Source organism: Nocardia asteroides, assembly GCA_019930625.1.
GTDB lineage: Bacteria > Actinomycetota > Actinomycetes > Mycobacteriales > Mycobacteriaceae > Nocardia > Nocardia sputi.
In genome coordinates, this window is record CP082844.1 from 3,642,897 (window position 1) to 3,654,854 (window position 11,958).

The following is an 11,958-nucleotide window of genomic DNA, read 5'->3' on the forward strand; positions in this document are numbered from 1 at the left end:
TGCGGCCTATTCCCATGCCGGGCCTCCGTTGTGGTGCGGTGTCCGGTCCGCATCTGGAATATGCTGGCGCAGAGGCGATCCGGTAGTGATGGGAACGACGATGACCGATCTCGGCGGCAACGGTGAGCCGCTCAGGGCAATCCATGACTCGAGCGTGCCGAGCAGCGCCCGAATATACGACTACGTCCTGGGCGGGAAAGACCACTACCAAGTGGATCGGGACGCGGCCGAGAAGGTGATCGCGGCGTTTCCCACCGCTCGTGTCGCGGCTCGGCAGAACCGGCTTTTCATGCACCGCGCGGTGAACGCTCTCACCGCGATGGGTGTGGTGCAGTTCCTCGACATCGGTACCGGCATCCCCACCGAACCGAATCTGCACCAGGTGGCCCAGGCGCCGAGCCCCGAAGCGCGGGTGGTCTACGTGGACAACGACCCGATCGTGCTGAGCCACGCCCGCGCGCTGCTCACCGGTACGCCGGAGGGACGCACGGCTTACATCGACGCCGACCTGAAGGACCCGGGAGCGATCCTGTCCGCGCCCGAACTCGCCGACACCCTGGACCTGAAGAGCCCGGTGGCGTTGAGCCTGGTCGCGGTGCTGCATTTCCTGTCCGCCGAGCAGGACCCCTACGGCATCGTCGAGACGTTGCTGGATGCCCTCGCGCCCGGCTCGTTCCTCGTGGTCTCGCATATCACCGCCGACCTCGAACCCGAGATCATGGACAATGCGCTCGACGTGTATCGGCAGAGCGGGGTCTATGCGCAGACGCGCACGCGGGACGAATTCGCTCGGTTCTTCACCGGATTGGAACTTCTGGACCCGGGAATCGTCGTCGCCAACCAGTGGCGCCCGGCCACCGCGTCACCGGCATGGCTCGACTCGCAAGTCAACTGCTGGAGCGCGGTCGCCCGTAAACGGTGAACTGTGCTGTTCGCCGCGCCCGCGCGGAGCGTCGGCGGCCTCCGGTCTCGCGGCCGAGCGTGGATTTCGCGGGCTCGGCCGCTCGGAAGACCTGTTCGTGGACGATCAACTCAACGCGGGAATCACTTCGCGTTCGAAGAGTTCGATGCCGGAGGTGTCGTAGGCGGCTTCGGGAAAGTTGAGGATGGCGTAGCCGAGGCCGAGGTCGCGAACTCGGCGTAGGTTCTCGATGATCTGCTCGGGAGTGCCGATCGTGGCGCCGCTGCTGTGCAGCATGTCGAGGTAGGTCTCGGCCGAGTCGGCGCCGATGACGGGAGTCAGGCGTGCGGTCAGCGCCGCGAGGCGATCCTCGACTTCGGCCTGGGTCGAGCCGATGGCGACGTTGAAGTTCGAACTGCGGACGATAGCGTCGAAGTCGCTGCCGACGTCGGCGCAGTGCGCGCGCAGCACCTCGGACTTGTGCGCGAATTCGTCGGGATCACCGCTGAAGTTGGTGTATTTGGCGTATTTCGCGGCGATGCGCAGCGTCTTCTTCTCCCCGCCGCCCGCGATCCACAACGGAATACCGTCCTCCTGCAGCGGAAGCGGACGGACGATAGCGCCGTCGACCTGGTAGTACTTGCCGTCGAGAGTGGCCGAACCGGTGGTCCAGGCCTGGCGGAAGATCTGTACACCCTCGTCGAGGCGGCCCAGTCGTTCGCCCGCGGACGGGAAGCCGTAGCCGTAGGCGCGCCACTCGTGTTCGTACCAGCCACCGCCGATACCCATCTCGACACGGCCGCCCGAGATGAGGTCGACCGTCGCGGCCACCTTGGCGAGGTAGGCGGGGTTGCGGTAGCTGATCGCGGTACACATCTGGCCCAGGCGGATGCGCGAGGTGGTGGCGGCGAACGCCGACATCAGCGTCCATGCTTCGTGCGTGGCCTCTTCGGTGGGGACCGGAACGGTGTGGAAGTGGTCGTACACCCACAGCGATTCCCACGTCGAGTTCGCATCGGCGCGCTGGGCGAGGTCTCGCATCACCCCCCACTGGTGGGCTGGGTCGATGCCGACCAGATCGAGCCGCCACCCCTGCGGAATGAAGATGCCGAAGCGCACGAATATCTCCTTCATATGTACCCGAACCGCCGCGGCGAGCGCCGCGGCTTTCCTTCCCACTGTCGCGAGTGCGCCGCTCGCCGGCAACCGTTCGGCGCTCGACGCACCCAATTCCGCGCACGGCGGACCAGGCCGCGCCGCCGGTCGCCTGTGGTGAAATCCGCTGGCGGGAGACGGGGCGCATGCCGCACGCTGGAACTGTATGAACGAAAGACTTCACAACGATGGAAGGCAGCCCCGGCTCGGCGTCGATTTCGGCCGGGTCATCCAAGGGGCGGCCATGGCGCCCGGGGACGAGGACACGGTGTTTCTTTCCGGCGGTCTCGAGCAGGCGCTGCGCACCCCGCCCAGCCCGGGCGCTTTCGAGGTGTTGACGCGCTTGGTGCAGCGCTTCGAGGGACGCGCGTGGGTCATCTCCAAATGCGGCCCCGAGATCGAGCAGCGCACCCGGCAGTGGCTCGACCACCACGACTTCTACGACCGGACCGGGATCGCCCGCGACAATGTGCGCTTCTGCCGTGCCCGGGGGGACAAGGCGGTGCACTGCGCCGAACTCGGCATCACGCACATGATCGACGACCGCCTCGACGTGCACCGCGTGCTGCGTGATCTGGTGCCGTACCGGTTGCTGTTCGGCGTGCAGCCGGAGCCGATTCCCGAGTGGGTGCTCCACGTCCCGACCTGGGACGAGGTGGAGCGAGCCGTGCTGGCGACGACAGATCCGACGCCGCCGGTGCACCCGTAGCCCAGTGGGCGGCCTGGTGCCTGTCGATGAGCCCGGTCGAGCAGGCCTTCGGCAGTTCGAGAAGCTCGCCGTGACGGCCGAGTACCGCATGATTCCCCTGGCAGCGGTTCCCGCGCCGGCCGGCCGTAGTTCTGGTCGGCTCGCACATGTCGTGACGGCGCGAATCGGCCGGGCGTCCTGCGCGGCACCCGGCCGATTCCGCCTGTCCGGTTCCTACGCGCCGGTGAACTTCGCTCCGGCGATGGACTTCGACGGCTCACCGTCCACGCCGACCGGGATGTCGCCCTCGAGTGTGGTGCGGTACAGCACCCGGGTGACGTCGAGGTGGTCGAGATCGCTCGGCGCGAGGTGCGCGGTGACGCGGTTGTCCCAGAACGCGATGCTGCCCTTCTGCCAGCGGAACCGCACCGTGTAGGCCGGGTTGGTCACTTCGTCGAACAGCAGTTTCAGCACGGCGTCGCTCTGATGCGGGGCGAGTCCGACGATCCTGGTGGTGAAGCCGGGGTTGACGAACAGGGCCCGTTCGCCGGTCACCGGGTGCACCCGGACGACCGGATGCTCGGTGACCAGCGGCGCGGCCGCGACCTTCTTCGCGTAGTCGCTGTTGGCATCCCAGACCGGCCTGCTGCCGCCGAACCGGTGTTCGGCGCGCAGCCCTTCGACGAAACGCTGGAGCGACTCCGGCAGGTTCTCGTAGGCGGCGACGAGATTCGTCCAGCTGGTGTCGCCGCCGCGTTCCGGGGCGATCTCGGCGCGCAGGATCGAGGCCGCGGGCGGGTTGATCAGCGCGGAGACATCGGTGTGCCAGTGGTTGGTGTAGCTGAATTTCCGCACACCGAAGCGCTTCTCGTACAGCCGGCTGTCGACCGCGAGGATCTCGGGGTGTTCGGTGGGCGCGTCGTCATCGTACGGGTGCGACGGCGTGACCGCGCCGAACCGGCGGGAGAAGGCTATCTGCTGAGCGTGGTCGATGTGCTGATCACGGAAGAACAGCACCTTGTAGGTGTGCAGCGCGTCGGTGATGGCCGCGACCTGCTGGTCGGTCAGCGGCTCGCGCAGATCGACGCCGGAGACGTCGGCGCCGAGGTAACCGGCGACGGGAGCGACGTGCACCGCGTTATCGGTGGCGATCGAGAGAGGGGTTTCGTGTACGGCGGTCATCGGGAGAACTCACTTCGGAATAGAGGATCGGGCCGGTGTAGACCGGAGAAGCGGGGTGTCCGGCAAGGTGACAAGCGCTGCCGCACACCCGCATGAAGTCGACGACGCGCCGTTTGGTCAGCGCCCGCACGGCGACCCCTTCCGGATGCGGCGATCCTGGAACCGGGCGGTCATGGTCAGCCGTTCGCCGGGGCGCGCCACCGCGAGAGGCGTCGTTCGAGGGCGACCAGCAGGCCGTTGAACCCGAGACCGAGCAGCGAGATGGCGAGGATGCCCGCGTACATGTTCGGTATCGCGAAGTTCTGCTGCGCGGCGGTGATCAGATAGCCGAGCCCGGCTCTGGCCCCGAACATCTCCGCGGCGAGCAGAACCAGGATCGAACTGGCGGCGGCCATCCGCAGACCGGTGAAGATGGACGGCAGCGCCGCGGGCAGGATCACCTTCTGGAACAGGCGCAGCGGCGAAAATCCCAGGGAAGCGGCGGATTTGACGAGCAACGGGTCCACGGTGCGCACGCCGGTGATGGTGTTCAGCAGAATCGGGAAGAAACTCGCGTAGACGACGATGGCGACCTTCGAGGTCTCACCGATGCCGAGGATCAGCAGGAACACCGGGAGCAACGCCAGCGCCGCGGTGTTGCGGAACAGTTCGAGGATCGGGTTCAGGAAGTCCGCCACCGGCTTGTACCAGGCGATCGAGATGCCCACCGGAATGCCCGCGGCCAACGCGAGCGAATACCCGACCAGCGAACGATTCAGGCTCGCGGAGATGTGTGTCCACATCTCCCCGCTCACCACCAAATCGGCGAACGCCTGGGCGACCACCGAGAACGGCGGCAGGAACACCTCGTCCACCAGCCCGAGGGCCGGGGCGATCTGCCACAGCAGCAAGAACAGCGCGATCACGAACGTCGGTTTGAACACCCGCCAGGCGAAGCGGCTCGCGATCCGGACGGCTCGGGTCAGCGGGGCGGACGCCGCCTTCACCCGGGGCGTCGAGGCGGGCCGGGTGGGCGCGGCCGGCTTCTCCCGCACCGGCCGCTCGCTCAGCTGTATGGCACTAGACATGGGCCGTCCTCTCGGTGGTGGATTCGATGTCGGCGGTGCGGTCCGACAGGGACTCCCGTTCCAGGCTCGCGGCCCGCTGGACCTCGCTGTGCAGCAGCGTCCAGATCTCGTGGCGGTAGTCGCGGAAGCGTTCGGAGGAGCGGATGTCGTCGGCGGCGTTCCGATCGATCTCGACCTCGACCACGGCCTTGACGCGGCCGGGTCGCGAGGTCAGCACGGCCACCCGCTGGCCGAGGTATACCGCCTCGTCGATGCCGTGGGTGATGAAAAGGACGGTCTTGCCGGTGGCCCGCCAGATGCGCAACAGCTCGTCCTGCAACGACTCCCTGGTCTGCGCGTCGAGCGCGGCGAACGGCTCGTCCATCAGCAGCACCTCGGGATCGAACGCGAGACTGCGCGCGATCGCGACGCGTTGCTTCATGCCGCCCGACAGTTCGTGCGGGTAGCGGTCGCCGAAACCGGAGAGGCCGACCAGCTCCAGGTAGTGCTCGGCGAGCTCGCGGCGCGCCTTGCGGCGCAACCCTTTTGCTTCCAAGCCGAATTCGATGTTGGCGCGGGCGGTCCGCCAGGGCAGCAGCGCGTACTGCTGGAAGACGATCCCGCGATCCAGGCCTGGTCCGGTGATCGGCTTGCCGTCCAGCAGGATCTCACCGGAGGTCGGCTTGCTCAGCCCGCCGAGCAGGTCCAGCAAGGTGGACTTGCCCGACCCGCTCGGGCCGACCAGCACCAGGAACTCGCCCTCGCGCAGCTCCAGCGAGATGTCCTCGATCGCGGTGAACCGCTCGTGCGAGCCGCGCAGCGCGAACTGCTTGCCCACCGCGGTCAGCGATAGTTTTGTCGCCGTGGTCATTTCGCGGCCACCGCCTCTCCGGTCGGCCCGGCCTCCGGTTGATATCTGCCGTTGGCGTACGGGTTGAACTCGTTGGTGTACAGATCCGCGGCCTTCAACTTGCCGTCCGGCAGTTCGCCGTTGCGCACCAGCCAGTCGATCCAGATCTGCAGTTCCTTCTCCGCGACCACCGCGCCCGGCGCCGGAATGCCGGAGCTGAGCCAGTACGGCACCAAGCTGGTGTTCTCGTTGCGGCCGCGCTTGCCGATGATCTGGACGAACCGCTCGCGCACCTGGTCACGGGGCGTCACCTGCAACCAGCGGATTGCGCGCGCGGTGCCTTGCACGAAGTCCTCCACCGCTTCGGAATTCTTGGCGATGTAGTCGTCACGGAAGACATACGTGCCGTAGCCGAAGGTGCCGAAGATGGCCTTGTCGGTGTACAGCGGATGGATGCCGCCGCGTTGCAGGGCGGTGTCCCGGAAGACGCTGCCCAAGGCGCCGACGTCGACCTGCCCCTTGCGCACCGCGTCCTCGGTGTTGGCCGGTGGCACGACGACCAGTTCCACCTGCTTGATCTCGTCGTCGGACAGGCCCTGCCGATGCAGCCACTCCCTGGTGATGAACTCATGGTGTGCGCCGAGAGTGTTGACGGCGACCTTCTTGCCGATCAGATCGCGTGCCGAGGTGATGCCGGAGTCGTCACGCACGTAATAGCCGGTGAACGACTCCTCGTCCGCGCCATAGGAACTGAGCACGGAGGTGACTTTCGCCCCTCCCGCGATCAGCTTCACCACCGCGCCGTTGAACGCACTGCCGACCTCGACCTGATTCGTGGCCGCGGCCTGGATGCTGGCCGGGCCACTGGTGGTGTCGCCCTCCCACCGCAAGCTGATCTTCGTGAAGTAACCGAGGTCGTCGGCCAGTTCGAAGGGGTTCACCTGCCCGGTGCTTCCTTGGTAGCGGAGCACGGTCTTGCCGTCGGCGGTTCTGGCGGGAGCGGACTCACCGCATCCGGTGAGCACGGACAGGCCGGTGAGCACCGTTGCGGCGGCGGAGAGAGCGCGGGCGACGCGCCGGGAGGGTAGGGGGAGAGGCATTGTTCGTACTTTCGAAGACGAGAAGACACCGTGCGGGGGGATGCTCGGCATGCGGCGACACCGCGGCGGAAGCAGCGGCGGTTGATGACCACGCGGATCCGGTCGGGACCGGTGGCCGCGCTACGTCAGCGGCAACAGATTCCGTGCGGAACGCGCATGAAGTCGACCGCCCGACGGCGGATCAGTGCTGTTGCTGTCGACACTTCGAGACTTCCGTGAGCTGTGCTGAGGCGTGGGCCTGCTCCGGTGACCTTGCCGGGTCCGGGGCCTGCTCGGCTCATACTGTCCCGGTTCCCAAGCGTGGGAGCAACAGTTCTACGCCGGGTGCGTCCAAACTTGCGCTCCCGATGGTCCGCGTGAGCGGTGCGCGAAAGCCGGTTCGGTCACAACGCCCGCTCGAAGGCGATCATTGTCTGCGAAGCGATGTAAGCTGCACGAGGACGTTTCGCGTCCGCGAGATGTTGATCCGAATGGTGCGGATATCCGAGATCCGCGGCGACGACGAGAGGGAGGTGGGGTAGCGATGCGCAGCGAACCTCCCAGTCGAAGGCCGCGCGGCGCCGCCCCTTCGCATTCCTGATCAGGTCGCGACGGCAGGGGCCGGCGCCCGCGGTGTGAATTTTCGCGTTCTCTGTTCACTCACGCATGTGCTGAGGTCCTCCCATGTCGCAGACCGACATCATCGAAGTACGTCCGACGCTGTCCGAATCCCTCCAGGACATCGTCGAAACCCGACGCGTGGACGCCGCGTTGGACTGGCTCGGCAACCATCCGCCGCACGTCATCGCCGATCAGCTCGCCCGCATGGACGCGGTGCGGGCCGGGATGGCGTTCCGCCTGCTCGACAAAGACCTGGCGCTGGCCGTCTTCGAGGAACTCGAGCCGGTGGACCAGCAGCAGATCCTGCAGGGGCTGCGTGATCAGAGCTTCCGCGACCTGGTCGAGGGCATGGCGCCCGACGACCGCGCCCGCATGCTGCGCGAAGCGCCTGCCAAGGTCGCCAAGAAGGCGCTGGCCGGGCTGAGCCCGCGCGAGCGGCGGATGACCGCGAGCCTGCTCGGCTACCCGGAGGGCTCCGCCGGTCAATACATGACGCCGGAGGTGGTTGCGCTGCCGCGCGACCTCACCGTGGCCGCGGCGCTCGCCATGGTGCGAGCCAAAGGCGCCAACGCCGAGACGGTGTACACGCTGCCCGTCGTCGACGGGGGCAGGCGGCTGACCGGCATCGTCGAACTGCGCGAGCTGGTGCTCAGCAAGCCCGAGACGATGGTGTCGGAGCTGGTCGTCACCGAGCCCGCCTTCGCTCGCGCCACCGATTCCGCGGAGAAGGCCGCCCGGTTGATGCGCGAGACCAACGACATCAACCTGCCGGTGGTGGACAGCGAGGACCGGCTGGTCGGGCTGCTGACCATCGATGACGCGGTCGAGGTGATCGAGGCCGCCGACAGCGAGGACGTCGCGCTGCAGGCGGGTTCCGCGCCGTGGGAGGGCCACTACATGGCCGCCGGGGTGTTCCAGCTGGCCCGCTATCGCGCGCTGTGGCTGTTGCTGTTGCTGTTCGCGGCGACCCTGACGGTGAGCGTGACCGACTTCTTCGAGGGCACCTTGCAGCAGGCCGCGCACCTCGCGCTGTTCATCCCGCTGCTCATCGGCGCGGGCGGCAATGCGGGCGCGCAGGCCGCCACCGCCTGTGTGCGCGCGGTCGCGGTCGGCGAGGTCCGGGCGTCGGACCTGCTGAAGGTGATCTGGCGGGAATGCCGGGTCGGCCTGGTGCTCGGTTCGCTGCTGGCCTCGGTGGGCCTGGCGATCGGCGCCCTGTTCGTCGGCCCGCGCATCGCTCTGGTCGTCGGGATCACCCTGATCCTGATCTGCGGCTGGGCCGCAACCATCGGCGGCACCATGCCGCTGCTGGCCAAGAAGCTTCGCATCGACCCGGCAGTCGTGTCCGCGCCGATGGTCACCACCCTGGTCGACGCCACCGGCCTGATCATCTACTTCACCACGGCGAAACTGGTGCTGGGAATCTGAAGGTCCGAATGCGCGGACCCCGAAGGGATTCCGCGCCGGGAGCCGGCTTCGTATCGGGATCGATGCCGACCGTTTCGTGAAAGGGTCAGCCCGGGGTGTGCCGAACGGGTCGCGGCGGCGGACCGGTCCGCCGCCGCGTCGAATCGTGGCGGTCGTTCAGAACTCCCAGTCCTCGTCCTCGGTGTTCACGGCCTTGCCGATGACGTAGCTCGAGCCGGAGCCGGAGAAGAAGTCGTGGTTCTCGTCGGCGTTCGGGGACAGCGCCGAGAGGATGGCGGGGTTGACCTCGGTTTCGTCCTTGGGGAACAGGCCCTCGTAGCCGAGGTTCATCAGCGCCTTGTTGGCGTTGTAGCGCAGGAACTTCTTGACGTCCTCGGTGAGGCCGACCTCGTCGTAGAGGTCCTGGGTGTATTCGACCTCGTTGTCGTAGAGCTCGAACAGCAGCTCGAAGGTGTAGTCCTTGAGCTCGGCGCGCTCGGCTGGAGAGGCCAGCTCCAAGCCCTTCTGGTACTTGTAGCCGATGTAGTAACCGTGGACGGCTTCGTCGCGGATGATCAGCCGGATCATGTCGGCGGTGTTGGTGAGCTTGGCCCGCGACGACCAGTGCATCGGCAGGTAGAAGCCGGAGTAGAACAGGAAACTCTCCAGCAGTGTGGAGGCGACCTTGCGCTTGAGCGGATCGTCTCCGTTGTAGTACCCCAGCACGATCTCGGCCTTGCGCTGGAGGTTGCGGTTCTCCTCCGACCAGCGGAACGCCTCATCGATCTCGCGGGTGGAGCACAGCGTGGAGAAGATCGAGCTGTAGCTCTTGGCATGCACCGACTCCATGAACGCGATGTTGGTCAGCACCGCCTCTTCGTGCGGGGTCAGCGCGTCCGGGATCAGGCTCACCGCGCCGACCGTGCCCTGGATGGTGTCCAGCAGGGTGAGGCCGGTGAAGACCCGCATGGTCAGCTGCTTCTCGTCGGCGGTGAGGGTGTTCCACGACGGAATGTCGTTGGAGACCGGCACCTTCTCCGGCAGCCAGAAGTTGCCGGTCAGCCGGTCCCAGACCTCGGCGTCCTTTTCGTCGGGCACCCGATTCCAGTTGATGGCCGACACCCGATCGATCAGTTTCATCCTGCCTCCACGCCTTTCCCGAGCACGCTGCCGTCACGGAATTCCTACCCCCGGGACACTACTCCTTGGGGGTGACATCTCCGCTCAGCACAACACCTTGTGTCGCCGCGACCGGTGTCCCACCTGGGAAAGAACGCGGGGACGCGCCGCGCGCGGCCACCCATTGTGCGGCACGCACCCCCGGGCGGCCACATCGGCACCGGCGCACGAATCGATCGCCGAATGTTTGCCATACGGTGTCCGGGGAGCTGGTATCGGTGGACCGCCGACGCGACTCACAGGGGCGGATGCTCGTTGCCCCGCGGCCGCGAAAGCGTTGCCGGATCCGTCCATTCGTCATGCCACCGGCGTGCCGAGGCGTCGATCGTGCCGGAAGTCACGACCGCCGCGGGACGATCCGGGGATCGCACCGCTACCGCGCGGCCACGGACCCACCCGTCCGCCTGCGCCGATCCGGCCGGGCGAGCGGCTACGTTGGGCGCAGGATGTCCCCTGTGTTCGGAAGGAGTGAGTTGCCATGACCAGTCCGATCACCACCCGTCCGGTGCTCAGCGACATGACGATCTTCGCGGGCGTGCTCATCCTCGTCGCCGGTGTCCTGCATCTGTTGACGGCCATGGCGGCGATCGGGGGACGCGACGTCTTCTTGGTGACCGAGGATCAGGTATTTCTGGTCGATGTCGCCACCTGGGGATGGATCCATGTGACGATCGGGGTGCTGGCGGTGTGCGCGGCACTCGGCGTCGTGTCGGGCAGGACCTGGGGTTTTCTCGCCGGTATCGGGCTGGCGGCGATCAGCATCCTGGACAACTTCCTGTTCGTGTCGATCTACCCGTTCTGGGCGCTGGTGCTGATCGCCATCGACGTCCTCGTGATCTGGGCGCTGGCCAGGCAACTCGCCACCGCGTGATCGCGGGCCGCCCGGCTACCGCGGTGGGCGGCCGCCGGGCCCTCCGCTGCCGCCGGGCGGGCGTCCACCGGGCTGGGCACCGGAACCGTTGTCCGACCGGGTGTTCTGTGATCGCTCGGCGACGCCAACGGTGAGCGAGGCCCGCATCCCGGAGGACGGCTCGCCCGACACCGTGGCCAGTTCCGCGTCCCAGCCGTCGCCGAAGACGTTGTCGGAGGCGAGCGTGACTTGCGAAAGGTTCGCCACGCTGCGCGCGTAACCGGAGTCGTGGGCGAATACCGCCTCGCAGGTGTTCTGCGGCAGTGCGATCTGCGAGGTCAGTCGCGCGTTCTGGCCGGCGACCGCGGTCTCGAGCGAGTCGTAGACCTCGAAATGGATGTGCGGCCACCGTCCCGAGTAGCAAGCCGGGAAGATCGACGTGAACGACACCTTGCCGTCGGCGTCGGCCACCTGGACGCCGCGCAGGTAGTTCTGCTCGGTGACACCGCTACTGTAGAGCGAGTAGTTGCCGTCCCGGTCGCAGTGCCACACGTACACCGCCATGCCCGCTCCGGCCGCCCCGCTGTTCGCCAGATCGCGCAGCGTCAACTCGAGCGTCATCGCAACACCCTGCGCGACACCGGAATACGAACCGAACGAGGTGGTGATGTCGCTGCGCACCACACCCGACTCGATGAGGACGTTGGGTCCGTTGGACCCATCGCCCGGATACGGTCCCGCGGTCTCCTGTGGCGCGGCGGCGATGTCGCCGGATCGCGCGGTGGTCGCTGATCCGGTGCCGGAGGTCGTGGCCGCCGTCTCGTCCGATCCCGTCGCGCAGCCGCCCACGACCGCCGCCGCGGCGCCCGCCGTCGCCCCGAGGAAGAACAGGGCGCGGCGCCGGGACACCAGAACCTTCATATCGTGTGCGAGGCCGAGATCGTGCTCGTGCCTCTCACCGCGTCGTACGCCCACAGTCTGCCTTTCGTCGGTCGACATC

General features: G+C 67.3%; 11 protein-coding genes. 4 read left to right on the forward strand and 7 right to left on the reverse strand.

The window, feature by feature from the left end; genetic code table 11:
* Positions 1-100: 100 nt before the first annotated feature.
* Entirely contained in the window at positions 101-922 is an 822-nt protein-coding gene (locus tag K8O92_16700) for an SAM-dependent methyltransferase (protein UAK35317.1), read from the forward strand.
* 105 nt (positions 923-1,027) lie between these two features.
* On the opposite strand, the gene K8O92_16705 is transcribed toward K8O92_16700, so the two are convergent.
* Entirely contained in the window at positions 1,028-2,020 is a 993-nt protein-coding gene (locus K8O92_16705) for an LLM class F420-dependent oxidoreductase (protein UAK35318.1), read from the reverse strand.
* 280 nt (positions 2,021-2,300) lie between these two features.
* Here K8O92_16705 and K8O92_16710 point away from each other — a divergent pair, with 280 nt between their 5' ends.
* The gene (locus tag K8O92_16710; protein ID UAK35742.1) at positions 2,301-2,765 is read left to right on the forward strand and encodes a hypothetical protein; all 465 of its coding nucleotides are present in this window, start codon (positions 2,301-2,303) and stop codon (positions 2,763-2,765) included.
* A gap of 213 nt (positions 2,766-2,978) precedes the next feature.
* On the opposite strand, the gene K8O92_16715 is transcribed toward K8O92_16710, so the two are convergent.
* From K8O92_16715 to K8O92_16730, 4 genes are all read right to left on the reverse strand, one after another.
* Complete coding sequence (locus K8O92_16715; protein ID UAK35319.1) at positions 2,979-3,926, reverse strand: TauD/TfdA family dioxygenase; 948 nt, start codon at positions 3,924-3,926, stop codon at positions 2,979-2,981.
* Between the two features lie 176 nt (positions 3,927-4,102).
* Positions 4,103-4,993, reverse strand: a complete 891-nt coding sequence (locus K8O92_16720) for an ABC transporter permease (protein UAK35320.1) — start codon at positions 4,991-4,993, stop codon at positions 4,103-4,105.
* Positions 4,986-5,843 carry an ABC transporter ATP-binding protein gene (locus K8O92_16725; GenBank protein ID UAK35321.1) on the reverse strand — a complete coding sequence of 286 codons (858 nt, stop codon included), beginning with the start codon at positions 5,841-5,843 and terminating at the stop codon, positions 4,986-4,988. The genes K8O92_16720 and K8O92_16725 overlap by 8 nt, the downstream gene beginning before the upstream one ends.
* Positions 5,840-6,922, reverse strand: coding sequence for an ABC transporter substrate-binding protein (locus K8O92_16730; GenBank protein UAK35322.1), 1,083 nt, complete (start codon positions 6,920-6,922; stop codon positions 5,840-5,842). The genes K8O92_16725 and K8O92_16730 overlap by 4 nt, the downstream gene beginning before the upstream one ends.
* A 663-nt stretch (positions 6,923-7,585) precedes the next feature.
* On the opposite strand from K8O92_16730, the gene mgtE reads away from it, so the two are divergent.
* Positions 7,586-8,950: a magnesium transporter gene (gene mgtE, locus K8O92_16735; protein UAK35323.1), complete on the forward strand. Its 1,365-nt coding sequence runs from the start codon at positions 7,586-7,588 to the stop codon at positions 8,948-8,950.
* Between the two features lie 156 nt (positions 8,951-9,106).
* On the opposite strand, the gene nrdF is transcribed toward mgtE, so the two are convergent.
* Complete coding sequence (gene nrdF, locus K8O92_16740; GenBank protein UAK35324.1) at positions 9,107-10,069, reverse strand: class 1b ribonucleoside-diphosphate reductase subunit beta; 963 nt, start codon at positions 10,067-10,069, stop codon at positions 9,107-9,109.
* A gap of 517 nt (positions 10,070-10,586) precedes the next feature.
* On the opposite strand from nrdF, the gene K8O92_16745 reads away from it, so the two are divergent.
* A complete protein-coding gene (locus K8O92_16745) occupies positions 10,587-10,979 on the forward strand; it encodes a hypothetical protein (GenBank protein UAK35325.1) in 393 nt (130 codons plus the stop codon).
* A gap of 15 nt (positions 10,980-10,994) precedes the next feature.
* Here K8O92_16745 and K8O92_16750 read toward each other — a convergent pair whose 3' ends face one another.
* Complete coding sequence (locus K8O92_16750) at positions 10,995-11,957, reverse strand: dioxygenase (GenBank protein UAK35326.1); 963 nt, start codon at positions 11,955-11,957, stop codon at positions 10,995-10,997.
* Position 11,958 lies beyond the last annotated feature (1 nt).